Source organism: Streptomyces sp. NPDC002671 (genome assembly GCF_053592475.1).
Genome location: NZ_JBSFVU010000032.1, coordinates 27,702 through 50,895, shown reverse-complemented (window position 1 = coordinate 50,895; position 23,194 = coordinate 27,702). Strand labels below are relative to the sequence as shown.

Annotated in this window: 20 protein-coding genes and 1 riboswitch; of the genes, 12 read left to right on the top strand and 8 right to left on the bottom strand. The window is 72.9% G+C overall.

Annotation, left to right across the window (positions count from 1 at the left end; translation table 11 throughout):
• Window positions 1-38: 38 nt before the first annotated feature.
• Window positions 39-512 carry an Asp23/Gls24 family envelope stress response protein gene (locus ACWD35_RS35780; RefSeq protein WP_451355559.1) on the bottom strand — a complete coding sequence of 158 codons (474 nt, stop codon included), beginning with the start codon at window positions 510-512 and terminating at the stop codon, window positions 39-41.
• 96 nt (window positions 513-608) lie between these two features.
• On the opposite strand from ACWD35_RS35780, the gene ACWD35_RS35775 reads away from it, so the two are divergent.
• A complete protein-coding gene (locus ACWD35_RS35775) occupies window positions 609-1,310 on the top strand; it encodes a nucleopolyhedrovirus P10 family protein (protein ID WP_451355527.1) in 702 nt (233 codons plus the stop codon).
• A 63-nt stretch (window positions 1,311-1,373) separates the two neighbouring features.
• On the opposite strand, the gene ACWD35_RS35770 is transcribed toward ACWD35_RS35775, so the two are convergent.
• From ACWD35_RS35770 to ACWD35_RS35755, 4 genes are all read right to left on the bottom strand, one after another.
• Entirely contained in the window at window positions 1,374-2,177 is an 804-nt protein-coding gene (locus ACWD35_RS35770) for an enoyl-CoA hydratase/isomerase family protein (RefSeq protein ID WP_451355526.1), read from the bottom strand.
• A gap of 128 nt (window positions 2,178-2,305) precedes the next feature.
• Window positions 2,306-2,527 carry a helix-turn-helix domain-containing protein gene (locus ACWD35_RS35765; protein WP_451355525.1) on the bottom strand — a complete coding sequence of 74 codons (222 nt, stop codon included), beginning with the start codon at window positions 2,525-2,527 and terminating at the stop codon, window positions 2,306-2,308.
• Between the two features lie 335 nt (window positions 2,528-2,862).
• Window positions 2,863-4,461, bottom strand: a complete 1,599-nt coding sequence (locus ACWD35_RS35760; RefSeq protein WP_451355524.1) for an ABC-F family ATP-binding cassette domain-containing protein — start codon at window positions 4,459-4,461, stop codon at window positions 2,863-2,865.
• A 91-nt stretch (window positions 4,462-4,552) separates the two neighbouring features.
• On the bottom strand, window positions 4,553-5,332 hold the full coding sequence (locus ACWD35_RS35755) for a hypothetical protein (RefSeq protein ID WP_451355523.1): 780 nt from the start codon (window positions 5,330-5,332) through the stop codon (window positions 4,553-4,555).
• 177 nt (window positions 5,333-5,509) lie between these two features.
• Here ACWD35_RS35755 and ACWD35_RS35750 point away from each other — a divergent pair, with 177 nt between their 5' ends.
• On the top strand, window positions 5,510-5,923 hold the full coding sequence (locus tag ACWD35_RS35750) for a VOC family protein (protein WP_451355522.1): 414 nt from the start codon (window positions 5,510-5,512) through the stop codon (window positions 5,921-5,923).
• A 50-nt stretch (window positions 5,924-5,973) separates the two neighbouring features.
• Here ACWD35_RS35750 and ACWD35_RS35745 read toward each other — a convergent pair whose 3' ends face one another.
• From ACWD35_RS35745 to ACWD35_RS35735, 3 genes are all read right to left on the bottom strand, one after another.
• Window positions 5,974-7,368 (bottom strand): hypothetical protein, encoded by a 1,395-nt coding sequence (locus tag ACWD35_RS35745; protein WP_451355521.1) that lies wholly within the window; start codon window positions 7,366-7,368, stop codon window positions 5,974-5,976.
• A gap of 191 nt (window positions 7,369-7,559) precedes the next feature.
• Window positions 7,560-8,687, bottom strand: coding sequence for an alpha/beta hydrolase (locus ACWD35_RS35740; RefSeq protein ID WP_451355520.1), 1,128 nt, complete (start codon window positions 8,685-8,687; stop codon window positions 7,560-7,562).
• Window positions 8,688-8,751: 64 nt separating this feature from the next.
• Window positions 8,752-9,438: a class II aldolase/adducin family protein gene (locus ACWD35_RS35735; protein WP_451355519.1), complete on the bottom strand. Its 687-nt coding sequence runs from the start codon at window positions 9,436-9,438 to the stop codon at window positions 8,752-8,754.
• A gap of 149 nt (window positions 9,439-9,587) precedes the next feature.
• Between ACWD35_RS35735 and ACWD35_RS35730 the strand changes: the two genes are divergently transcribed.
• The 10 genes from ACWD35_RS35730 (at window position 9,588) to cobI (ending at window position 23,193) form a co-directional block, all read left to right on the top strand.
• A complete protein-coding gene (locus tag ACWD35_RS35730) occupies window positions 9,588-10,406 on the top strand; it encodes a lysozyme (RefSeq protein WP_451355518.1) in 819 nt (272 codons plus the stop codon).
• 80 nt (window positions 10,407-10,486) lie between these two features.
• Complete coding sequence (locus ACWD35_RS35725; RefSeq protein ID WP_451355517.1) at window positions 10,487-11,683, top strand: anion permease; 1,197 nt, start codon at window positions 10,487-10,489, stop codon at window positions 11,681-11,683.
• 32 nt (window positions 11,684-11,715) lie between these two features.
• Window positions 11,716-11,943 carry a hypothetical protein gene (locus ACWD35_RS35720; protein ID WP_451355516.1) on the top strand — a complete coding sequence of 76 codons (228 nt, stop codon included), beginning with the start codon at window positions 11,716-11,718 and terminating at the stop codon, window positions 11,941-11,943.
• Between the two features lie 148 nt (window positions 11,944-12,091).
• Window positions 12,092-12,233, top strand: a riboswitch (cobalamin riboswitch).
• A 103-nt stretch (window positions 12,234-12,336) separates the two neighbouring features.
• Entirely contained in the window at window positions 12,337-13,308 is a 972-nt protein-coding gene (locus ACWD35_RS35715) for a cobalamin biosynthesis protein (RefSeq protein ID WP_451355515.1), read from the top strand.
• Window positions 13,305-14,837, top strand: a complete 1,533-nt coding sequence (locus ACWD35_RS35710) for a cobyric acid synthase (RefSeq protein WP_451355514.1) — start codon at window positions 13,305-13,307, stop codon at window positions 14,835-14,837. Before ACWD35_RS35715 ends, ACWD35_RS35710 begins: the two co-directional genes overlap by 4 nt.
• Window positions 14,834-18,499: a cobaltochelatase subunit CobN gene (cobN, locus tag ACWD35_RS35705; protein ID WP_451355513.1), complete on the top strand. Its 3,666-nt coding sequence runs from the start codon at window positions 14,834-14,836 to the stop codon at window positions 18,497-18,499. Before ACWD35_RS35710 ends, cobN begins: the two co-directional genes overlap by 4 nt.
• Window positions 18,496-20,502: a putative cobaltochelatase gene (locus ACWD35_RS35700; RefSeq protein ID WP_451355512.1), complete on the top strand. Its 2,007-nt coding sequence runs from the start codon at window positions 18,496-18,498 to the stop codon at window positions 20,500-20,502. The genes cobN and ACWD35_RS35700 overlap by 4 nt, the downstream gene beginning before the upstream one ends.
• The gene (gene cobO, locus ACWD35_RS35695; protein WP_451355511.1) at window positions 20,502-21,101 is read left to right on the top strand and encodes a cob(I)yrinic acid a,c-diamide adenosyltransferase; all 600 of its coding nucleotides are present in this window, start codon (window positions 20,502-20,504) and stop codon (window positions 21,099-21,101) included. The genes ACWD35_RS35700 and cobO overlap by 1 nt, the downstream gene beginning before the upstream one ends.
• Entirely contained in the window at window positions 21,101-22,447 is a 1,347-nt protein-coding gene (locus ACWD35_RS35690) for a cobyrinate a,c-diamide synthase (protein ID WP_451355510.1), read from the top strand. The genes cobO and ACWD35_RS35690 overlap by 1 nt, the downstream gene beginning before the upstream one ends.
• On the top strand, window positions 22,432-23,193 hold the full coding sequence (gene cobI / locus ACWD35_RS35685) for a precorrin-2 C(20)-methyltransferase (protein WP_451355509.1): 762 nt from the start codon (window positions 22,432-22,434) through the stop codon (window positions 23,191-23,193). Before ACWD35_RS35690 ends, cobI begins: the two co-directional genes overlap by 16 nt.
• Window position 23,194 lies beyond the last annotated feature (1 nt).

Genomic DNA, 23,194 nt, shown 5'->3' with positions numbered 1-23,194 from the left:
CTCCTCGACTCGTCAGTCCGGTTGTGCGGTGCCGGGGTTCACTGGATCCGGGGCTCCGGCTCCTCGTCCTCGTCGTCTTCCTCGGGCAGCTTGACGTCGGTCACCGCGATGTTGACCTCGACGACCTCCAGGCTGGTCATGCGTTCCACGGCGGCGATCACGCTCTCGCGCACCTCCCGGGCGACATCGGCGATGGAGACGCCGTAGTCCACGACGATCTCCAGGTCGAGCGCGGTCTGCACCTCGCCGACCTCTGCCTTCACGCCTCGGCTCACCGACTTGGAACTGCCCGGCACACGGTCGCGCACAGCTCCGAAGGTGCGGGAGAATCCGCTGCCCAGCGCGTGGACGCCGACCACGTCCCGGGCGGCCAGTCCGGCGATCTTCTCCACGACACCGTCGGCGATGGTGGTCCGTCCCCGGCTCGCCGGATCGCCGCCGCCACGCCGGGTGGCCTTGCGCGTCTGCCCCTCCGGCTCTTCGACGTTCGTGGTCCGGTTCGGGTCCGTCATGTCCGTCATGGCCGTACGTCCCTCTCGGTCGTCGTCCTCCGACCACCGTAAGCAAGGATGCCCCGTTGCGCGCCGGGGATGCGGCAGGCTGGTGCAATGACGGCGGATCGGTGGACACAGGCCACGGGCAGGCTGTTGCCGCTCGGCGGCCCGCGTGACGGCGCGTGGATCACGGAGGGGGCGGCCGGGGCGGTCCTGCGACAGGCGGCGAACGAGGTGCCGGGTGCGCGGCTCGGCACACTGCGGATCACGCTCACCGACCCGGAGGACGTCCACGAGCCGGCCGTACCCCCACCACCGGGCGCCCTGCCACCGGGCCCACTGCGTGTGACGGCGGACTTCGCGGCCACGGCCACCGAGCCCCTGCCGGAGACGGCGTCCAGACTGCGGTCGTTCCTCGCGACGGCGGCGTCGGAACGTCTGGGGCTCGCGGTGACGGTGGTGGACCTACGGGTTACGGACTTGCTGGAGGAGGGCGACGCGGAGGGACAGGACGAGGAGGTACGACCGCCCCGCCCGCCGGCCGCCCGGGAGACCACGGACCCGGAGGAGTCCCGCGCGGTCGCCGCGGCGCTCGCGGTCGCCGGGGTGACCCGACCGACAGGGGCGCTGGGCCGGGCCGTGCGCATCGAGGAGCGCACGGACGGTGTCTCGCTGCCCCACCGGCACGTCCGGGTCGAGCTGGCCGTGAGCGCGGACCACCGGGCCATGGACGTGGCTCGGCAGGTCCGCGCGGCAGTGCGCGACGCACTGAAGGATCAGCCGACGGTGGCCGTACTCGTCACGGCAGTCGAATAACTGCTGCCCCGCTGTGGGCAGTCGTTCCGCAGGGCGATGGGGGGCGCCTGCCCACCACAGGGTTCACTCGCCGACGCCGGCCAGGTCCCGCAACCGCCGAGCCTGAGCGGCACGCTCAGCCGCACGCTGCTCGTCGTACGTACGGTCAGCAGCCCCACGCAGCAACGCCTTCGTCTCCACCACCGCATCCCGCGGCGCAGCCAACAGTGCCACGGCCAAGTCGCCCACCGCCGCGTCGAGTTCGGCGGCGGGCACGGCAAGGTTGGCCAGGCCGGAGGCCACCGCCTCCTCGGCCTGTACGAAACGCCCGGTCACGCAGATCTCAAGCGCGCGGGCGTACCCGACGAGGCCGACCAGCGGATGCGTGCCGGTCAGGTCGGGAACGATGCCGAGGGCGGTCTCGCGCATGGCGAACTGCACGTCGTCCGCGACGACACGCAGGTCGCAGGCCAGCGCGAGCTGGAAGCCGGCCCCGATGGCGTGACCCTGGACGGCGGCGATGGACACGATGTCGTTCCGCCGCCACCAGGTGAAAGCCTCCTGGAATTCGGCGATGGACGCGTCGAGTCCGGCGTCGTCACGGCGCGCCAGATCGGTGAAGGTCGGCTCGCCCGGGATCCCCTCCAGGGTGAACATCTGTCGGTCCAGCCCGGCGGAGAAGGACTTGCCCTCACCACGCAGCACCACGACGCGGACGGAGCCCGGCAGCTGCCGCCCGGCCTCGGCGAGCGCCCGCCACAGGGCGGGGCTCTGCGCATTGCGCTTGGCCGGGTTGGTCAGCGTCACCGTGGCGAGCGTGTCGTCGACGGTGAGCCGTACGCCGTCCTTGTCGAGTACAGGTGCGAGGTCCTGGTCGGGCGAAGCCATGGGGCGCCTCCGATGGGGGTGCTGTCATCACGCATGCCGTCGGCACGCTCAAGTGACTGCACAGTAACCACCCGGCCGGTCGGTCTGTCGACCGGGTGGCACCATCGAAGCCGGTGGGCCGCCCGGAGTCAGGGCGTCGCGGCCTTCTTGCCCCGGGTCGCTCCGCCACGCCCACGCAGCGTGACGCCCGACTCGCTGAGCATCCGGTGTACGAAGCCATACGAGCGGCCGGTCTCCTCGGCCAGTGCTCGAATGCTCGCACCGGAGTCGTACTTCTTCTTCAGGTCTGCCGCGAGCTTGTCGCGCGCGGCGCCGGTCACCCGGCTGCCCTTCTTCAGAGTCTCGGCCACCCGTGCCTCCTCATGGGAAGTGCGCTCTGGTCTCCTCATGATCACCCCTCCAGGGCGCGATGGCCACCCATTCGGCAAGGTCGGTGAGACATCGTTGTGACGACAGGAGCGCATCCCCACATACGGAATCTGTTGTTCCACCGGCTGGTGTCCATGGGGCTGAACGAGTGGATTCGCGAAGTACCAGGTCAGGGACGTGAAGCGGCCGATCCCTTGGCATTGCTGGGATCGGCCGCAAAATCGGTGTACGACACACGCCGATACGAGGAGATCTCACACAGATGATGGATCACGGATCGGCCGAATGATCCATACGCAGTGGATCAGGCTTTCGATCAAGCCAGGGCGACGAGATCCGCGTAGTCGGCACCCCACAGGTCCTCGACGCCGTCGGGCAGCAGGATGATCCGCTCCGGCTGGAGCGCCTCCACGGCGCCCTCGTCGTGGGTGACGAGGACGACCGCGCCCTTGTAGGTGCGCAGGGCGCCGAGGATCTCCTCGCGGCTGGCCGGGTCGAGGTTGTTGGTCGGCTCGTCCAGCAGCAGGACGTTCGCGGAGGAGACGACCAGCGTGGCGAGGGCGAGACGGGTCTTCTCGCCGCCGGAGAGGACCCCGGCCGGCTTGTCGACGTCGTCCCCGGAGAACAGGAACGAGCCGAGCACCTTGCGGACCTCGACCAGGTCCATGTCGGGGGCGGCCGAGCGCATGTTCTCCAGGACCGTGCGGTCCGGGTCGAGGGTCTCGTGCTCCTGGGCGTAGTAGCCGAGCTTGAGGCCGTGGCCGGGGACGACCTCGCCGGTGTCGGGCTGCTCGACTCCGCCGAGGAGGCGCAGCAGGGTGGTCTTGCCCGCGCCGTTCAGGCCCAGGATGACGACCCGCGAACCCTTGTCGATGGCCAGGTCGACGTCGGTGAAGATCTCCAGCGAGCCGTAGGACTTCGACAGGCCCTCGGCCATGAGCGGGGTCTTGCCGCAGGACGCGGGCTCGGGGAAGCGGAGCTTGGCGACCTTGTCGGACTGGCGGACGGCCTCGAGACCGGAGAGGAGCTTGTCCGCGCGGCGGGCCATGTTCTGCGCGGCGACCGTCTTGGTGGCCTTGGCGCGCATCTTGTCTGCCTGCGCGTTCAGCGCGGCGGCCTTCTTCTCGGCGTTGGCACGCTCGCGCTTGCGGCGCTTCTCGTCGGCCTCGCGCTGCTGCTGGTAGAGCTTCCAGCCCATGTTGTAGACGTCGATCTGGGCGCGGTTGGCGTCCAGGTAGAAGACCTTGTTGACGACCGTCTCGACCAGGTCGACGTCGTGGGAGATCACGATGAAGCCGCCGCGGTACGTCTTCAGGTAGTCGCGCAGCCAGACGATCGAGTCGGCGTCGAGGTGGTTGGTCGGCTCGTCCAGCAGCAGGGTGTCGGCGTCCGAGAACAGGATGCGGGCCAGCTCGACACGGCGGCGCTGACCGCCGGAGAGCGTGTGCAGCGGCTGACCGAGCACGCGGTCGGGCAGGTTGAGCGCGGCGGCGATGGTGGCGGCCTCGGCCTCGGCGGCGTACCCGCCCTTGGTGAGGAACTCCGTCTCCTGGCGCTCGTACTGCCTGAGGGCCTTCTCGCGGGTGGCGCCCAGGCCGTTGGCGATGCGCTGCTCGTTCTCGCGCATCTTGCGGATCAGTACGTCGAGCCCGCGCGCGGAGAGGATGCGGTCGCGGGCGAGGACGTCGAGGTCGCCGGTGCGGGGGTCCTGCGGGAGGTAGCCGACCTCGCCGGAGCGGGCGATCTGGCCGGCGGCCGGGATGCCCTCGCCGGCCAGGCACTTGGTGAGGGTGGTCTTGCCGGCGCCGTTGCGGCCGACGAGACCGATGCGGTCGCCCTTGGCGACGCGGAAGGTGGCGCTCTCGATCAGGATGCGGGCACCGGCGCGCAGCTCGATACCGGAGGCGGAGATCACGGACAGACTCCAGGGCGTACAGGAGGGGCGGGTGGGCGGCTGAGGACGTTCCCGCCGTCTAATGCGCGAGGAGAATGGCCATGGAGTAATTCTAACGGGGCTGTGCAAGCGGTTTTTCTGGGTCCGCGCGTGCCGGGCTCCGGCCGGCGAGGTCGTTGCCCAGGGGGGTGCGGTCCGGGGTGATCCGGCCCAGGCCGTCGACGGCGACGAGCTGGCCGGTCCAGGCGCCGGACGGGCACGGCTGCGCGATCAGCAGGGCCGGGCCGCGGCGCAGGGCGCGCTCGGGCCGGAACGCGCAGTCCCGGTGGGCGGGCAGCACCCAGCGCAGGTCGCCGTCGGCGGTGCGGTACGCGGTGACGCGGTGCGGGGTGACGACCGCGAGGATGCCGCGGCCGAGGGGGCGCAGGACGCCGGTGCCGCCCTGGGCCGGCAGCCACTCGTCGGCGTCGGGCAGGGCGCGGTGCCAGCGCACGGAGCGGCCGTCGGTGGCGGTGACGAGCCCGTCGTCCCAGAGCGCGATCGTGTCCCCGCGCGCGGGCAGCACGTAGAGCGGCCGGCGCCCCTCGCGCGCGTACCGCCAGCCCGGCACCCCGCCCTGGGCCGGCCGGCCTTCGACGGCGTCCCCGCGGACCCGCGCCGCCCACCCGCCGGTCCGCACCGCGGGCTGCGCGCCCACGCGGGTGGCGAGGCGGTCTCCGTACGGGGCGGGACGGATGTGGTGGGCGGCCCCGAGGAGACAGCCGGCGAGGAGAAGGCCGGCGAGGAGGCTGGGGCGGGAGAGGCCGCAGGAGGGACCGGTGTCGGCGCCGTGCGGGGCGCAGGGCTCCGGGGCGCTGTCCCTGACGTCCGTGCCGTGCGGCAGAGCGGTCACCGCTCCCCCCTTCGCTCAGGCACATCCAGCAGGCACATCCAGGGCCACGGAACGGCGCAGAGCGTAGTCCCGGGGCGGGGGTCCGGGGCCCTGCGACACGATTCGCGGACGCGTTGTCGGTGCCGGGTGCAACACTGCGGGCGAGGCATGAAACCGACGCGCGAAGGAGTGATCGGCATGGCAGGCACGGGCGGCGGACGGCCGAGCGTCTACCCCACGATTCTGTACGCGGACGCGAAGGCGGCGATCAAGCAGCTCACCGAGGCGCTGGGCTTCACCGAGCTGTCGGTGTACGAGACCGAGGCCGGCAAGGTGATGCACGCCGAGCTGGTCCAGGGCAACGGCGCGGTGATGATCGGTTCCAAGGGCCGCGGCGGCCTCTTCGACGCGACGATGAAGGACGCGGGACCCGCCGGGGTGTACGTGGTCGTGGACGACGTCGACACACACCACCAGCGGGCGGTGGACCACGGGGTGGAGATCCTCATGCCCCCGACGGACCAGGACTACGGCTCGCGGGACTACATGGCCCGGGACGCCGAGGGCAACGTCTGGAGCTTCGGGACGTACGCCCCCGAGATCGGCGCCTGAGTCTTCGGCCGGCTGATCCCCGGCCGGCCGTCCCCGGGCTGTCCCCGGGGCTATCCCCCGGTGTGCACCTGGAACGCGGCTCGGCGCACGGCCTTGGCCAGGGCCGGGTCGGGGTGGGCGGCGGCCAGGGCGACCAGGACCTGCACGGTGCGCGGATGGCCGACGGCGCGGACCTCGTCCAGCAGCGCGGGGACGGTGGCCTGCACCGCGGACTCCAGGTGCCGTACCAGCATCGGCGCCTCGCCGTGGTCGGCGACCGCGGCGGCGGTGTCCACCCACAGCCAGGTGGCCTCCTCCCGGGTGAGGACCTCGTGGGCGTCCTCGGGGTCGACCCCGTCGTGCTCGGCGAGCCAGAGCAGGGCGTACGGCCGCAGGGCGGGCTCGTCCACGACCGCGCGCACATCGGGCTCGGCGGGAGCGCCGACGACCCGCAGCGCCTCGAAGGCGAGACCGCGCAGCAGGGCGTCGTCCCCCCGGGCGGCGTGGACGAGTTCGCCGACGGCGCCGCCCACGGGGCGGGCGGCGAGCCAGGCGCGGTACTCGGCGCGGGCCGCGTTGGGGCGGAGCTGGGCGCAGCCGCGCAGCATGTCCTCGGCGGACTGCTCGATGTTGCCGGCCGGGCTCTGCGCGGCCACGCAGATCTGCTCCAGCTTGACCCATACCGCCCAGCTGCCCAGCGCCGTGAGCGTGGCCTGGCCGGTGCCGTAGGTCAGGGCGCCGACGGAGGCGAGGGCCTTGAGGGCCCAGTCGAGCAGGGGGTCGAGCGGGGTGTCGGCGGCGGGCGCGGGCTCTTCCTCGGTGCCGGGCTCGTAGGGGACCTCGCAGCGTTCGGTGCGCAGCTCGGTGACCCGCTGCTGGAGCAGGTCCAGCAACTGCTCGACCGGAACGGGACCGGCGGACAGCTGAAGGAAGGAGAGCACCTGGGGCATGGCCGAGACGACCTCGGCGACCGCGGCGGGCTCGTGGTCGGCCGGTTCCGGGTAGGCGAGCGACCAGGCGTCGAAGAGGGCGACCCAGCCGCGCAGCACGGCGCTGTCGTCCCGGTCCCAGGCGCGCAGCCGCCAGCCGGGGCGCGCGCTGTCGCCGTGCACCTCGACGAGTCCGGCGAGGCGGGCGATGTCCCAGTCGGCGCGGATCTGAGCGGTGGTCAGGCCCAGGTCGGCCGCTGCGCGATCGGCGGTCGCGCCGGAGAGGGTGGCCTTGCCGTCGGCCCGTGCGCCGGTGCGGCCGGGGCCGAGGGCGGTGTCGGCCCAGCGGGCGACGCGGACCGCGCCGGCCAGGCCGGTGCGCGCCATGCGGGCCAGTTCGGCGGGGGCCGGGGTGCCCTCGGGCGGCCGGGGCGCGGGGCGCCGCGAGCGCCGCTGGTTCACAGCTCTGGGCGCGGCGGCCAGGGGGCGCGGGCGGACAAGTCGGAGCCTGGAGTCGCGCGGGATACGGGACGTCACGGGTGCAGTCTTCCGGTTGACGGTCCGAAAACCCAAACGGAATGTCACGGGGGGCTACGGGGCTGGCCAACGCACGGGGTGCGGGGGCGGGAGAGGAGACGTGCTCCGGCCAGTCGTTCGGCCTCGCAGGCCCGGTGGTACGGCCTTGACGGGCAGGTCGTACAGCCTTAAACGGAACGGCCGGGACCCGTCTACATCAGCGGGGTCAGGAACCGGCGCAGGCGTTCCTCGTACGCCGCGGGGTCGGCGTTCCACATCGCCGCGTGCGGGGCGTCCGGCACGGTGTGGAGGGTGACCCGCTCGGGGCTGCGGGCGGCGAGGCGGCGGGAGTACCGCCAGGGGGCCACGGTGTCGTCCGGGCCGTGGATGATCAGGGTGGGCACGGTGATCCAGGCCGGGTCGGCGAGCTCGGTGACCTGGTCGGCGGGCAGTCCGGCCCGGCCCTGCGCGGCCCGCACCGCGAGCGGCAGCAGCGGCTCCGGGGTGTGGCGGGCCTGCGCGAGGGCGCGCAGCGTGGCCTCCCAGCTGAGCACCGGCGAGTCGAGGACCAGCCCGGCGACGCGCTCGCGCACCACGGAGTGCTCGGCGGCGCGCAGGGCCATGGTGGCGCCGGTGGACCAGCCGAGCAGGACGACCCGGCGGGCGCCGTAGCGGACGGCGTAGCGGATCGCCGCGTCCACGTCGCGCCACTCGGTCTCGCCGAGATGGTTGAGCCCGTCCGGTGGGCGCGGGGCGCCGAGGTCGCCGCGGTAGGCGAGCGCGAGGACCGGCATGCGGCGCTCGTGCAGGAAGCCCATGAGGTTCATGGCGTGCTCGCGGGTGGTGCCCAGGCCGTGCACCGCGATCACCCAGGTGTCCCGGTAGTTCGGCACGAACCAGGCCGGCAGGGCGCCGAGTTCGCCGGGTATGTCGACGTCGGCGTGGTCGAGGCCGAGGGCGGTGTCCGGGTTGCCGACGTACACGTTCGGGGTGAGCCACACCGCGTCGCCGGGGGCGAAGGTGCCGTGCGTGACGCGTTCGAGGCGGCGTACGACGGTGTCGGCGGTGTGCTGGGCCGTCGCCAGGACGGGGCCGACGACCGCGTGCGAGCCGTCGCCGGAGAGGCCGTAGCGGCCGGGGCGCAGGGAGGCCAGGTCGCGGGTGAGCGCGATCTGGCCGGCGGCCGTGGCGTGCACGGTCAGCCGGGGCTCGGTCGGCAGGGGGCGGCCCGCGGGCGCCTTCAGGGCGGCGTCGCTGGCCATCCGGCCGGCGGCGACGGATGCCGCGCCGGCGGCCAGGACCGCGGTGACCGCGGCGGCTGTCGCTTTGACGGTGCGCACCCGTCCAGTGTCGTGGGGGTTCCCGGCACCGGCCAGCCGAACGAGTGGGGCGGGGCGCCGGAGGTCAGCCGCGCTGGCCGTATCCCTTCAGGCGTTCCGCCACCTCCGTCAGCTGGGTCTCGGTCAGCAGGGACGGGGTCAGGCCCGGGACCGAGGACGCCGTCAGCCACAGGCGGCACATCCACTCCAGCTGGGCGGTGCGGTCGTAGGCCTGGTCGAGGGTGGCGCCGTGGGTGATCGTGCCGTGGTTCTGCAGGAGGCAGCCGGAGCGGCCGGCCAGGGCGCGGAGCATGTTGCCGGCCAGCTCGTCCGTGCCGTAGGTGGCGTAGGGGGCGACGCGGACCCGGCCGCCGAGGGCGCTGGTCATGTAGTGGATCGGCGGCAGCTCGGACACGAGGGTGGAGACGGCCGTGGCGTGCACGGCGTGGGTGTGGACGACGGCACGCGCGTGGGTGGTGCGGTAGACCGCGAGGTGCATGGGCAGCTCGCTGGTCGGCACGAGCGTGCCGAGCACCTGCCGGCCGGAGAGGTCGACGCCGGTGACGTCGTCCTCGGTGAGCCGGTCGTAGGGCACGCCCGACGGCGTGACCAGCACGAGGTCCCCGACGCGCGCGGAGACGTTCCCGGAGGTGCCGACCACCAGCCCGTCGGTGACGGTCCGGCGGGCGGTCGCCGTCAGCTCCGCCCAGACGCTCGCCACGTCCGCCGTCTTTGGGTGCCGCTCTTCCGTCTGCCCCTGCTCTTCAGCCATGCGGCGATCCTGCCAGCCGTACCCCCGAACGGGCGGACAGGGGCGCGAAACGCCCGCGGACGACGCCGATCCCCCCGCCGCCCGGCATTCAATGATCTTTCCTGCCCACCGGGTGGAAGGACCCCGCCCGCTCGACCCCGGGAAGACGTATGGCTCGCAACCGCACACCCTTCCGCCGTGGCGCCGGAGTCCTCGCAGCAGCCACGGCCGCACTCGCCCTCACGGGCACCGCGACGGCGTACACCGGGCCGCCGCAGGAGATGGCGGGCCTGCCCCGGGGGCACGACGTCTCGTCCTATCAGGAGCATGTCGACTGGCCGGAGGCCGAGTCCAAGGGCGCGCGGTTCGTCTACGTGAAGGCGACCGAGTCCACGGACTACCAGAACCCCTACTTCGACCGGCAGTACGACGGCGCGCGCCAGTCGGGGCTGATCCGGGGGGCGTACCACTTCGCGCTGCCGGACACGTCCTCGGGCGCCCAGCAGGCCGCGTACTTCGTGCGGCACGGCGGCGACTGGCGGGCGGACGGCTGGACGCTGCCGCCGGCGCTCGACATCGAGTACAACCCGTACGACAAGAAGGACGAGTGCTACGGGCTGAGCAGCGCGGAGATGGTCCGCTGGATCCGGTCCTTCAGCGACGAGGTCCGGCGGGAGACGGGCCGCCGGCCGGTGATCTACACGACGGCCCACTGGTGGGAGGCCTGCACCGGGGACAGCCGCGCCCTCGCCGCGGACCATGCCCTGTGGATCGCCCGCCACGGCACCTCGGGCCCCGGGGAGCTGCCGGGCGGCTGGCAGGAGTGGACGTTCTGGCAGTACGGCACCGGGGGCGGGCTGCCGGGTGACCAGAATCTCTTCCACGGCTCGGCGGCCCGGCTGCGGGACTTCGCGCGCGGCCAGCAGCCAAGGGACGCCTGGGGCGAGAGGGGCGACCGGAACCCTGACACGCCGTTGCGGCAACCCTGAGGCCTACACCAGTTCACCTTCCGTTCACCCAGGTTGCCTACGGTCCAACAGCCAATGACCTCGAAAGATTGCCTGGGTAAATGGAAAGCTTCTCGCTGATCCTCGCGATTGTGGTGGTAACCGCACTCGCGTTCGATTTCACGAACGGTTTCCACGACACCGCCAACGCGATGGCCACGACCATCTCGACCGGTGCGCTCAAGCCCAAGGTCGCGGTGGTCATGTCCGCCGCACTCAACCTTGTAGGCGCTTTTCTCTCCGTGGAGGTCGCCAACACGATCTCCAAGGGGCTCGTCGACGAGAACGGCATCCGCCCCGAGGTCATCTTCGCCGCCCTGGTCGGCGCGATCCTCTGGAACCTGCTGACCTGGCTGGTGGGGCTGCCGTCCAGTTCGTCGCACGCCCTGATGGGCGGCCTGATCGGCGCCACCGTCGCCTCCGCCGGCTTCGGCGCCGTCCACGGTGACGTCCTGGTCACCAAGGTCCTGCTCCCGGCGGTCGCCGCCCCGATCGTGGCCGGCGGCGCCGCGATGCTCGCCACCCGCTTCTCCTACGGCATCGGCCGCAACGCCGACGCCGAGGCCACCCGCAAGGGCTACCGCGCCGGCCAGATCGCCTCCGCCGGACTGGTCTCCCTCGCGCACGGCACCAACGACGCGCAGAAGACGATGGGCATCATCACGCTCGCGCTGATCGCGGGCGGCTCCATCGCCCCCGGCTCGAACCCTCCCACCTGGGTGATCCTCTCCGCGGGCCTGGCCATCGCGCTCGGCACCTACATCGGCGGCTGGCGCATCATCCGCACCATGGGCAAGGGCCTGACCGACCTGGAGCCGAAGCAGGGCTTCGCCGCGCAGACCAGCGCCGCCACCGCCATCCTGGCCTCCTCCCACCTCGGCTTCTCCCTCTCCACCACCCACGTCGTCTCCGGCTCGGTGATGGGCGCGGGCCTGGGCCGCAAGGGCGGTGTGGTCCGCTGGTCCACCGCGACCCGGATGGCCGTCGCCTGGGTGCTCACCCTCCCGGCCGCCGCGCTGGTCGGCGCGGGCGCCGAGTCCCTCACCGACCTCGGTGACTGGGGCACCGCCGTCGTCGGCGTCTTCCTGGTCGCCGCGAGCGCCGCGATCTGGAAGTTCTCCCGCCGCGAGGTCGTGGACCACAGCAACGTGAACGACACCGACAGTGCAGAGCCGGCCGGCGTGGTGACCACCGCCATCGCCGCCGTGACCCCGCCCCCGGCGGGCACGGTCGCCGAGGACCTGTCGGCCACCGCCTGACCCCGAGCAACCCCGGTTACTAAGGAAGCATCATGAAGATCGACTGGGCGGCTCTCGGCTCCGTCTTCGGCGTCAGCCTCGCGTTCACCGTCGGCCTGGTGGCCCTGTTCACGCTCGGCGTCAACGGCCTGTCCCGCAGGGAGAGGGCCGCGGCACAGGGCAACTCCGCCGCCCTCGCCGTGACCGGCGCCTACGTCTGCTTCGCGGCCTGCGCGGCGGCGGTGGCGTACGGCATCTACCTGATCATGCACAAGGCCTGACCGACCGTCCGCAAGGTCCCGTAAGGCTCAGCAAGGCCCCGTAAGGCTCCTCACCGGCTCGCTCCGGAGAGGAGCCTTACGCATGCCCGCACGCCGTCCATGTGGGCCTCAGCACACTCTCCCCGTGCAGGTCAACGGCAAGTTGACGGCCGTTCCGGGCGCGTGGTGGACTGCCCAGGCCATGTACGGCGGCAAGAGAGGAAGCCGGTGCGAATCCGGCGCGGTCCCGCCACTGTCACCGGGGAAGAACACCCCGGGAGCCAGGAACTCTCACCGCCGGATCTCGTCGAACCAGGGCGTGGACACCCTGAGTGAGGACACATATCGCCATGCTCGGCCGCAGATCGAGGACCACCGCCACAACCGCCGTCGCTTCCGTGACCGGCTGAACCGATGGGTGCCGATCGCTCTCGCGCGTACGGCCGCTCCTACGCCTACGGCGCCGCCGCCGGGCTCCTCGGTGACCTGCTCCTCGGTGATCCGCGCCGCGGGCATCCGGTCGCCGCGTTCGGACGGGCGGCCACCGCCGTGGAAGGCGCGTTGTGGCACGACCACCGCGGCTGGGGCGCGCTGCACACCGCCGTCTGCGCGGGCGGCGCCGTCGCGCTGGGCGCCGCGGCCGAGCGCGCCGTACGCCGCTCCCCCGCCGCCACCGTCGCACTGACCGCCGCCGCCACCTGGGCCGTGGTCGGGGGCACTTCGCTGGCCCGGGAGGCCGGTGCCATCGGGCGCGCCCTGGAGGCCGGGGACACCGAGGCGGCACGGGCGCGGCTGCCTCATCTGTGCGGCCGGGATCCGCAGGCGCTCGACGCCGCCGGGATCGCGCGCGCGGTGGTCGAGTCGGTCGCCGAGAACACCTCCGACGCGGTCGTGGGCGCCCTGGTGTGGGGCGCGGTCGGCGGGGTGCCGGGGCTGCTCGGGTTCCGGGCCGTCAACACCCTGGACGCGATGGTCGGTCACAAGTCCCCCCGCTTCCGCCGCTACGGCTGGGCCTCCGCCCGCCTCGACGACCTCGCCGGCTGGCCGGGCGCCCGCCTGACCGCCGTACTCGCCGCGGTCGCCGGACCCGACCCGCGCGGCGCCGTCCGGGCATGGCGGGCGGACGCGGGCCGGCACCCGAGCCCCAACGCCGGGCCCGTGGAGGCCTCGTTCGCGGGCGCCCTCGGCGTGCGGCTCGGCGGGACCCTCTCCTACGGCGGGCGCGTCGAGCACCGGCCCGTGCTGGGCGGGGACACCGGACGAGCCGTCCAGGTCCCCGACATCGGCCGGGCCGTACGGCTCTCCCGCCGCGTCGGCCTGCTCGCGCTCGGCACCACGGTCGCCGGGCGCCTCCTCGTCAACAGCCTGAAGGGACGTGGGAAGTGAACGGGGGTCTCCTCGTCGCCGGCACCACCTCCGACGCCGGCAAGAGCGTCGTGACGGCCGGGATCTGCCGGTGGCTGGTGCGCCAGGGCGTCAAGGTCGCGCCCTTCAAGGCGCAGAACATGTCCCTCAACTCCTTCGTGACCCGCGAGGGCGCGGAGATCGGGCGGGCGCAGGCCATGCAGGCGCAGGCCTGCCGCGTGGAGCCGACCGCGCTGATGAACCCGGTCCTGCTCAAGCCCGGCGGCGAACAGAGCAGCCAGGTGGTGCTGCTCGGCAAGCCGGTGGGCGAGCTGAGCGCACGCGGGTACCACGGGGGGCGCCAGCAGAAGCTCCTCGGCACGGTCCTGGACTGTCTGGCCGAGTTGCGGGGCACGTATGACGCGGTGATCTGTGAGGGGGCCGGTTCGCCCGCCGAGATCAATCTGCGGCGGACCGACATCGTCAACATGGGCATCGCGCGAAACGCGCGGCTGCCCGTGCTCGTCGTCGGCGACATCGACCGCGGCGGCGTCTTCGCCTCCTTCTTCGGCACGGTCGCCCTGCTCTCGCCCGAGGACCAGGAGCTGGTAGCCGGGTTCCTGGTCAACAAGTTCCGCGGCGATGTCGGCCTGCTGGAGCCGGGGCTGGACATGCTGCACGGGCTCACCGGTCGGCACACCTACGGCGTGCTGCCGTTCCGGCACGGGCTCGGCATCGACGAGGAGGACGGGCTGCGTGTCTCCCTGCGCGGGACCGTGCGGGAGTCGAACGTCGCCCCGCCCGTCGGCGAGGACGTCCTTCGGGTCGCCGTCTGCGCGATCCCGCTGATGTCCAACTTCACGGACGTGGACGCGCTCGCCGCCGAACCGGGCGTCGTGGTGCGCTTCGTGGACCGGCCGGAGGAACTGGCCGACGCCGACCTGGTGGTCGTCCCGGGCACGCGCGGGACCGTACGGGCCCTGGAGTGGCTGCGGGAGCGGCGGCTGGCGGAGGCCCTCGTCAGGAGGGCCGCGGAAGGACGTCCGATCCTCGGCGTCTGCGGCGGCTTCCAGATCCTCGGCGAGCACATCGAGGACGAGGTCGAGTCGCGCGCCGGTGCCGTCCCAGGGCTCGGCCTGCTCCCCGTGCGGGTGCGGTTCGCCCGGGAGAAGACCCTCACGCGTCCGACCGGGGAAGCCCTCGGCGAGCGCGTCGACGGGTACGAGATCCATCACGGGGTCGCCTCCGTCGAGGGTGGAGAAGCGTTCATCTCTGATGACGAAGGACACAGCCTGGACGGCTGCCGGGTCGGCCAGACCTGGGGCACCCACTGGCACGGCTCCCTGGAGTCGGACGGTTTCCGGCGGGCCTTCCTGCGCGAGGTGGCCGCCGCCGCGGGCCGCCGCTTCGTGCCGGCCCCCGATACCTCGTTCGCCGCGCTGCGCGAGGAGCAGCTCGACCGGCTCGGCGACCTCATCGAACAGCACGCGGACACGGACGCGCTCTGGCGGCTCATCGAGTCGGGCGCGCCACAAGGACTGCCCTTCATTCCACCGGGAGCGCCCGCATGAGCACAGTGTTGTTGTTGTCGACCGCCGACACCGATCTGCTGGCGGCCCGGGCCTCCGGCGCCGCGTACCGGATCGCCAACCCGACCCGCGTCGACGTGGCCGCCGAGCTGCCGGGGCTGATCGAGGGCGCGGACCTGGCCGTCGTACGGCTGCTGGGCGGCAAGCGCGCCTGGGAGGACGGGCTGGCCGCGCTCCGGGCCTCCGGCATCCCCACCGTGCTGCTGGGCGGCGAGGCCGTGCCGGACGCCGAGCTGATGGCCGAGTCGTCCGTCCCGGCGGGTGTGGTGGCGGAGGCGCTGAAGTACCTGGTCGAGGGCGGGCCCGCGAACCTGACCGAGCTGGCCCGGTTCCTCTCCGACACCGTGCTGCTGACCGGCGAGGGCTTCGAGGAGCCGCGCAAGATGCCGGAGTACGGCGTGCACGGCGCGTACGAGCTCCGGGAGGGCCGTCCGACGGTCGGCGTGCTCTTCTACCGGGCCCACGAGCTGGGCGGCAACACCGCCTTCGTGGACACGCTGTGCGAGGCGATCGAGGCGCAGGGCGCCAACGCCCTTCCCGTGTACTGCGGTTCGCTGCGCGGCGCGGACGCCGAACTGTACGAGATCCTGGGCCGGACCGACGCTCTGATCGCCACCGTCCTCGCGGCCGGCGGCACGCACGCCTCGCAGGCCTCGGCGGGCGGCGACGAGGAGGCCTGGGACATCGGAGCCCTCGCCGACCTCAACGTGCCGGTGCTGCAGGGCCTTTGCCTGACCTCCTCGAAGAGCGCCTGGGACGAGTCCGACGCCGCCCTGTCCCCCATGGACGCGGCGATGCAGGTCGCGATTCCGGAGTTCGACGGACGGCTCATCACCGTGCCGTTCTCCTTCAAGGAGCAGGGCCCGGACGACGTGCCGGTGTACGTCGCCGACCCCGAGCGGGCCGGGCGCGTCGCCGGCATCGCCGTACGGCACGCGCGGCTGGGGCACAAGGCGAACGCCGACAAGAAGCTCGCGCTCGTCTTCACCGCCTACCCGACCAAGCACTCGCGGGTCGGCAACGCGGTGGGCCTGGACACGCCCGCGTCGGCGGTCCGCGTCCTGGACGCCCTCAAGGACGCCGGCTACAGCCTCACCGAATACCCCGACAACGGTGACGAGTTGATCCACCGGCTGATCGAGGCCGGCGGCCACGACGTCGAGTGGCTCACCGAGGACCAGCTGGCGGCGGCGCCCGCGCGCGTGCCGCTGGCCGACTACCGGGCGTGGTTCGACCGGCTCGACCCCGAGCTGCGCGACGCCATGCTGGAGGCGTGGGGCGAGCCGCCGGGCAGCCTGTACGTGGACGGCGACGACATCGTCCTCGCCTCCCTCCAGTTCGGGAACGTCGTCGTGATGATCCAGCCGCCGCGCGGCTTCGGCGAGAACCCGATCGCGATCTACCACGACCCCGACATGCCGCCGTCGCACCACTACATGGCGGCCTACCGCTGGCTGGAGGCTGCGACATCGGAGGGGGGCTTCCGCGCCGACGCCATCGTGCACATGGGCAAGCACGGCACGATGGAATGGCTGCCGGGCAAGGGTCTCGGGCTCTCGGGCGGATGCGCGCCCGACGCCGTCCTCGGCGACCTCCCGCTCATCTACCCGTTCATCGTGAACGACCCCGGCGAGGGCACCCAGGCCAAGCGCCGCGGCCACGCCACCGTCGTCGACCACCTCGTACCGCCCATGGCCCGTGCCGACACCTACGGCGACCTGGCCAAGCTGGAGCAGCTGCTGGACGAGTACGCGCTCGTCTCCGACCTGGACCCGACGAAGGCCCCGGCCGTCCGCGCCCAGATCTGGACGCTGGTCAAGGCGGCCGAGCTGCACCACGACCTGCACGTGGACGAGCAGCCGGACGACGACGACTTCGACGAGTTCGTCATGCACATCGACGGCTATCTGTGCGAGATCAAGGACGTGCAGATCCGCGACGGCCTGCACATCCTCGGCGGCGGTCCGGTCGCCGAGCCGCGCGTGAACCTGGTCCTCGCCGTGCTGCGCGCCTCCCAGGTGTGGGGCGGCCAGGCGAACGCGCTGCCGGGCCTGCGGGCCTCGCTGGCCGAGCATTTCGGGCTCGTCGAGAAGGAGCTGCTCGCGGAGCCGGGCGCGCCGGTGAAGGTGCCGGTGGAGCTGACGGACCTGGTGGAGGGCCCGTCCCGCACGGCCGCCGACACGATCGACCTGCTGGAGCAGCTGTGCCGGCGGATCGCGGAGGCCATGGAGGCCCGCGACTGGGCGGTCACCGAGAGCGCGCCGCTCGTCCGCGAGGTGCTCGGCACCGAACTCCCGGACGCGGTCGCAGTGTTGGAGTTCGCCTGCACCGAGGTCGTGCCGCGCCTCGCCCGCACGACGGACGAGATCGGCCACATCCTCAAGGCACTGGACGGCGGTTACGTCCCGGCGGGCCCGTCCGGTTCGCCGACCCGCGGCCTGGTCAACGTCCTGCCGACCGGCCGGAACTTCTATTCGGTCGACCCCAAGGCCATTCCCTCCCGGCTGAGCTGGGAGGTCGGCCAGTCGCTCGCCGACTCGCTGGTGCAGCGCTACCTCCAGGACACCGGCGAGTACCCGAACTCCGTCGGCCTCACCGTCTGGGGTACGTCGGCCATGCGCACCCAGGGCGACGACATCGCCGAGATCCTGGCGCTGCTGGGCTGCCGCCCGGTCTGGGACGACGCCTCGCGCCGGGTGACGGGCTTCGAGGTGATCCCGCTCGCGGAGCTGGGCCGGCCGCGCATCGACGTCACGGTCCGCATCTCCGGCTTCTTCCGGGACGCGTTCCCGCACGTGGTCGGGCTGATCGACGACGCGGTGCGGACGGTGGCGGAGCTGGACGAGCCCGCCGATCAGAACTTCGTCAGGGCGCACGCCGACGAGGACACCGCCGAGCACGGCGACCGGCGGCGCGCGACCGCCCGTATCTTCGGCTCCAAGCCGGGCGCGTACGGCGCGGGCCTGCTGCCGCTGATCGACGCCCGCAACTGGCGGTCGGACGCGGACCTCGCCGAGGTGTACGCGGTGTGGGGCGGTTACGCATACGGGCGCGGGCTCGACGGACGGGCGGCGCGCGGGGACATGGAGACCGCGTTCAAGCGCATCGCCGTTGCGGCGAAGAACGTGGACACCCGCGAGCACGACCTGGTCGACGCGGACGACTACTTCCAGTACCACGGCGGCATGGTCGCGATGGTCCGGCACCTGACCGGCGCCAACCCCGAGGCGTACGTGGGTGATTCGGCGGTCCCGGACCAGGTGAAGACCCGCACGCTGGGCGAGGAGACGCACCGCGTCTTCCGCGCCCGTGTGGTCAACCCGCGCTGGATGGCGGCCATGCGCCGGCACGGCTACAAGGGCGCCTTCGAGATGGCGGCGACCGTGGACTACCTGTTCGGCTACGACGCCACGGCGGGCGTGGTCGACGACTGGATGTACGAGAAGCTCAGCGCGGAGTACGTCTTCGACCCGGAGAACCGGGACTTCATGAAGAAGTCCAACCCGTGGGCGCTGCGCGGCATCACCGAGCGGCTGCTGGAGGCGGCGGACCGCGGGCTGTGGGCCGAGCCGGACGCGGACACGCTTGAGCGGCTGCGCGCCACCTACCTGGAGCTGGAAGGCGACTTGGAGGGCGACCAGTGACAACTCCCTTCCCTTTCACGGCCGTTGTCGGCCAGGACGACCTGCGGCTCGCGCTGCTGCTGAACGCCGTGTCCCCGGCGGTCGGCGGTGTGCTGGTGCGCGGCGAGAAGGGCACCGCCAAGTCGACAGCCGTACGGGCCCTTTCGGCGCTGCTGCCGGAGGTGGCCGTCGTCGCCGGGTGCCGGTTCTCCTGTGACCCGGCGGCGCCGGACCCGTCCTGCCCGGACGGTCCGCACGAGCCGGGGCCGGGCGCTCAGCGGCCTTCGCGCATGGTCGAACTCCCCGTCGGCGCCTCCGAGGACCGGCTGGTCGGCGCGCTCGACATCGAGCGGGCGCTCGCCGAGGGCGTGAAGGCCTTCGAGCCGGGTCTACTGGCCGACGCGCACCGCGGGATCCTGTACGTGGACGAGGTCAACCTCCTCCACGACCACCTGGTCGACCTACTGCTGGACGCCGCGGCGATGGGGGCCTCGTACGTCGAGCGCGAGGGCGTCTCCGTACGGCATGCCTCGAAGTTCCTGCTCGTCGGCACGATGAACCCCGAAGAGGGCGAGCTGCGGCCCCAGTTGCTCGACCGGTTCGGGCTGACGGTCGAAGTCGCCGCCTCGCGGGAGCCCGAGCAGCGGGTGGAGGTCGTGCGGCGACGGCTGGCGTACGACGACGACCCGGCCGGCTTCGCCGCACGCTGGGCCGGCGAGGAGGCCGCCGTACGGCAACGGATCGTGGCCGCACGGGAGTTGCTGGCGCAGGTGCGGCTGGGCGACGGGGCGCTGCGGCAGATCGCGGCGACCTGTGCCGCCTTCGAGGTGGACGGCATGCGGGCCGACATCGTGATGGCGCGTACGGCGACCGCGCTCGCCGCGTGGGCCGGGCGGACGGACGTGCTCGCCGAGGACGTCCGGCAGGCCGCGCTGCTCGCGCTGCCGCACCGGCGCCGGCGGAACCCGTTCGACGCGCCGGGTCTCGACGAGGACAAGCTGGACGAGACGCTGGAGCAGTTCGGGGGCTCGGACGAGAACGATCCGGACGACGATCCCGGTCCCGACGGGCCCGGTGGCGGCGGTGGGCAGCCGGCGCCCGAGAGCGGTCCCCAGGGCGACGGCGCAAGCGCCGCGCAGCCCGAGGCCGGTGAGGGCGGGCAGCCGCAGGCCTCCGGCGGGCAGGAGCAGTCGCCGGCACGGGCCGCCGAGCCGTTCCGCACCAAGGTGCTGAGCGTGCCCGGCATCGGTGAGGGGGCGGCGGGGCGGCGTTCCCGCGCCCGCACCGAGCACGGGCGGACCACCGGGGCCCGGCGGCCCCAAGGGACGCTGTCCAAGCTGCACTTGGCCGCGACCGTGCAGGCCGCCGCCCCGCATCAGCGGGCGCGCGGGCGGTCGGGGCCGGGGCTGGTTATCCGGCGGGACGATCTGCGCCAGGCGACGCGGGAAGGCCGCGAGGGGAACCTCGTCCTCTTCCTCGTGGACGCCTCCGGTTCGATGGCGGCCCGGCAGCGGATGAGCGCCGTGAAGGGCGCCGTGGTGTCCCTGCTGCTGGACGCCTATCAGCGGCGGGACAAGGTGGGCCTGGTGACCTTCCGGGGCGCCTCGGCGGACGTCGCCCTGCCGCCCACGTCCTCCGTGGACGCGGCGGCGGCCCGGCTGGAGCGGCTCCCCACCGGTGGCCGTACGCCGCTGGCCGCCGGGCTGCTCAAGGCGCACGAGGTGCTGCGCGTGGAGCGGCTGCGGGATCCGGCGCGCCGCGCGCTGGTCGTCGTGGTGACCGACGGGCGGGCCACCGGCGGCCCGGAGCCCGTCGCCCTCGCCGGGCGTGCGGCCCGGCTGTTCGCGGCCGAGCAGGTCGCCTCCGTGGTCGTGGACTGCGAGTCGGGGCCGGTGCGGCTGGGGCTCGCCGGGCAGCTCGCGGGTGAGCTGGGCGGTACGGCGGTGACGCTGGACGAGCTGCGGGCGGACTCGATCGCCGGGCTGGTCAGGGATGTGCAGGGGACTTCGAGGAGGGCCGCGTAATGCCGCAGGGACAGCCGAGTGTGATTCCGGACGACGGTCTGACGACCCGGCAGCGGCGCAACCGCCCGCTGGTCGTCGTCCACACGGGGGTCGGCAAGGGCAAGTCGACCGCCGCGTTCGGGCTCGCGCTGCGTGCCTGGAACCAGGGCTGGCCCATCGGGGTGTTCCAGTTCGTCAAGTCGGCGAAGTGGAAGGTCGGCGAGGAGAACGCGCTCCGGGTGCTCGGCGCCTCCGGCGAGGGCGGCACCGTCGACTGGCACAAGATGGGCGAGGGCTGGTCGTGGGTCCAGCGGGACGCTCAGATGGACAACGAGGAGAAGGCCCGGGAGGGCTGGGAGCAGGTCAAGCGGGACCTGGCGGCCGAGACGTACCGGCTGTACGTGCTGGATGAGTTCGCGTACCCGATGCACTGGGGCTGGGTGGACACGGACGAGGTCGTGGAGGTGCTGCGGAACCGGCCCGGTACTCAGCATGTCGTGATCACGGGTCGTAACGCGCCGGAGAAGCTGGTGGACTTCGCCGACCTCGTCACCGACATGTCCAAGGTCAAGCACCCCATGGACGTGGGGCAGAAGGGCCAGAAGGGCATCGAGTGGTGATGTCGGCGGTGCCTCGGCTGGTCATTGCCGCGCCCTCCTCGGGCAGCGGCAAGACCACCGTTGCCACGGGTCTGATGGCCGCGTTCGCCGCGCGGGGGCTCAGCGTGTCCCCGCACAAGGTCGGGCCGGACTACATCGACCCGGGGTACCACGCGCTCGCGACCGGGCGGGCGGGGCGCAACCTCGACGCGTACCTGTGCGGGCCGGAGCTGGTCGCTCCGCTGTTCCTGCACGGGGCGCGGGGGTGCGACCTCGCCGTCGTCGAGGGCGTGATGGGGCTGTACGACGGGGCGGCGGGTGAGGGGGAGCTGGCCTCCACCGCGCATGTCGCCAAGCTGTTGCGGGCGCCGGTGGTGCTGGTCGTGGACGCGTCGTCGCAGTCGCGGTCGGTGGCGGCGCTGGTGCACGGGTTCGCTTCCTGGGATCCTCAGGTGCGGGTCGGGGGCGTGATCCTGAACAAGGTCGGGTCCGACCGGCATGAGGAGCTGCTTCGGGAGGCCTTGGACTCGGCGGGTGTGCCCGTGCTCGGTGTGCTGCGGCGGGCGGCTCAGGTGGATACGCCTTCTCGGCATCTGGGTTTGGTGCCGGTCGCTGAACGCCGGACCGACGCGGTGGATGCTGTGGCAGCCATGGCCGCGCAGGTCGAGCAAGGGTGTGATCTCGAAGCCCTGCTGGGACTGGCGCGGAGTGCGGGAGCGTTGTCGTGTGCTCCGTGGGAACCGCCCGTCATCGGAACGGAGAAGCGTGAGGTGGTTGCGGTGGCCGGCGGCCCCGCGTTCACCTTCTCCTACGCCGAGCACGCCGAGCTGCTCACCGCCGCCGGCGCCGAAGTCGTCACCTTCGATCCGCTTCGGGACGAGCAACTGCCCGAAGGCACCGCAGGTCTGGTCATCGGCGGCGGTTTCCCCGAGGTGTACGCCGCCGAGCTGTCCGCCAACGAACCGCTGCGCAAGGCCGTTGCAGAACTGGCCCTGAGCGGCGCGCCCGTGGCCGCCGAATGCGCCGGACTGCTCTACCTCTGCCGGGAGTTGGACGGCCGCCCCATGTGCGGGGTCCTGGACGCCACCGCGCGGATGAGTGAACGGCTGACCCTCGGCTACCGGGACGCCGTCGCCGTCGGGGACAGTGTGCTGGCCGTCGCCGGGACGCGGATGCGCGGGCACGAGTTTCATCGCACCGTCGTCGAGCCCGGCGCCGGTGCCGCTCCCGCCTGGGGCCTGCGGACCCCGGTGCGGCGGGTCGAAGGTTTTGTACAGCAGGGTGTGCACGCGAGTTATCTGCACACGCACTGGGCGGCCGAGCCCGGTGTGGCCCGTCGGTTCGTGGAGAGGTGCCGGACGTCATGAGCAGCAGGCTGGTCGGGGTCGGGGTCGGTCCCGGGGATCCGGAGCTGGTGACCGTCAAGGGGGTCAACGCGCTGCGCGCGGCCGACGTCGTCGTCGTACCCGTGATGGCCGCATCTGATGGAAAGGACGGCGGCGAGCCCGGTCGGGCCGAGGCGACCGTGTTGCACTACGTGCCCGCGGAGAACGTCGTCCGGGTGGTGTTCGCGCTGAACGAGCGCGCCGACCGGGCGCGGCGGGAGGCCGCCTGGGACGCGGCGGGCGCCAGGGTCGCCGAGTTGCTGGGGCAGCACCGGACCGTGGCCTTCGCGACCATCGGCGACCCCAACGTGTACTCGACGTTCACGTATCTCGCGCAGACCATCGTGGAGCTGGTTCCCGGTGTCGTCGTGGAGACCGTGCCGGGCATCACCGCCATGCAGGATCTCGCGGCGCGCTCCGGTGCCGTGCTCACCGAGGGCACCGAGCCGTTGACGCTGGTGCCGGTGACGGCGGGGTCGGCCGTGCTGAAGGAGGCTCTGGCCGGGCCGGGGACGGTCGTGGCGTACAAGTTCGGGCGGCAGGCCGCCGAGGTCGCCGAGGCGCTGCGGGAGACCGGGCGGACCGGGGACGCGGTGTGGGGGTCGGCGCTGGGGCTGGAGGAGGAGTCCATCCGGCCCGCCTCCGACCTCGACGGGGCCCCGCTGCCGTACCTCTCCACGCTGATCGCGCCGCCGCGGCGCGACGGCGGGCGGGGCGGGAAGCTGTGAG

What these genes read in the sequence shown, in the direction of transcription:
- cobO (WP_451355511.1), top strand. Translation starts at nt 20,502, where the DNA reads ATGCCGCAGGGACAGCCGAGTGTGATTCCGGACGACGGTCTGACGACC.
- ACWD35_RS35730 (WP_451355518.1), top strand. Translation starts at nt 9,588, where the DNA reads ATGGCTCGCAACCGCACACCCTTCCGCCGTGGCGCCGGAGTCCTCGCA.
- ACWD35_RS35780 (WP_451355559.1), bottom strand. Translation starts at nt 512, where the DNA reads ATGACGGACCCGAACCGGACCACGAACGTCGAAGAGCCGGAGGGGCAG.
- cobN (WP_451355513.1), top strand. Translation starts at nt 14,834, where the DNA reads ATGAGCACAGTGTTGTTGTTGTCGACCGCCGACACCGATCTGCTGGCG.
- ACWD35_RS35725 (WP_451355517.1), top strand. Translation starts at nt 10,487, where the DNA reads ATGGAAAGCTTCTCGCTGATCCTCGCGATTGTGGTGGTAACCGCACTC.
- ACWD35_RS35750 (WP_451355522.1), top strand. Translation starts at nt 5,510, where the DNA reads ATGGCAGGCACGGGCGGCGGACGGCCGAGCGTCTACCCCACGATTCTG.
- ACWD35_RS35715 (WP_451355515.1), top strand. Translation starts at nt 12,337, where the DNA reads ATGGGTGCCGATCGCTCTCGCGCGTACGGCCGCTCCTACGCCTACGGC.
- ACWD35_RS35735 (WP_451355519.1), bottom strand. Translation starts at nt 9,438, where the DNA reads ATGGCTGAAGAGCAGGGGCAGACGGAAGAGCGGCACCCAAAGACGGCG.
- ACWD35_RS35720 (WP_451355516.1), top strand. Translation starts at nt 11,716, where the DNA reads ATGAAGATCGACTGGGCGGCTCTCGGCTCCGTCTTCGGCGTCAGCCTC.
- ACWD35_RS35690 (WP_451355510.1), top strand. Translation starts at nt 21,101, where the DNA reads ATGTCGGCGGTGCCTCGGCTGGTCATTGCCGCGCCCTCCTCGGGCAGC.
- ACWD35_RS35770 (WP_451355526.1), bottom strand. Translation starts at nt 2,177, where the DNA reads ATGGCTTCGCCCGACCAGGACCTCGCACCTGTACTCGACAAGGACGGC.
- ACWD35_RS35775 (WP_451355527.1), top strand. Translation starts at nt 609, where the DNA reads ATGACGGCGGATCGGTGGACACAGGCCACGGGCAGGCTGTTGCCGCTC.